The organism is Streptomyces sp. BE303, assembly GCF_036290945.1.
Classification (GTDB): domain Bacteria; phylum Actinomycetota; class Actinomycetes; order Streptomycetales; family Streptomycetaceae; genus Kitasatospora.
This window is the reverse complement of the sequence record NZ_JAQYWZ010000402.1, coordinates 1-407: the sequence shown is the minus strand read 5'-3', so window position 1 is coordinate 407 and position 407 is coordinate 1. Positions and strand designations below refer to the sequence as shown.

General features: G+C 77.1%; 1 pseudogene. It reads left to right on the top strand.

From position 1 onward, the window contains the following. A pseudogene (locus tag PUR56_RS06965) lies at window positions 1-323 on the top strand (MarR family transcriptional regulator); the annotation flags it as partial. Window positions 324-407 lie beyond the last annotated feature (84 nt).

Below are 407 nucleotides of genomic sequence, written 5' to 3'. Positions count from 1 at the left end.
GGCGCGCCGCCGTCACCGCCGACACCGCACAGACGCCGGACGACCTCGTCGCCCAGGTGCAGCACGCCCTCAAGGCCGATCCGGCCGACATCCGCGCCACGCTCGACGAGCTGCAGACCCGGCAGTAGCTCGTCACGGACGGGGCACACCTTCTCCCCACGGAGGCGGGGCGCGAGCTGCTCGCCGCCACCGACGCGGACACCGCCCCCCTCTCCGCCCGCATCTGGGGCGGGATACCGGCCGAGGACCTGGCCGCCGCGGGCCGCTTCCTCGCCCTGGTCACCGAGCGCGCCGACGCGGAACTCGCCACACTGCGCGCATGACCGCAGGACCCCGCACCGGTCCGGCCCGGCTCCGTAGGGGAGCCGGGCCGGACCTGGCGGCACGCACGCGCCGCACCCCGTCGG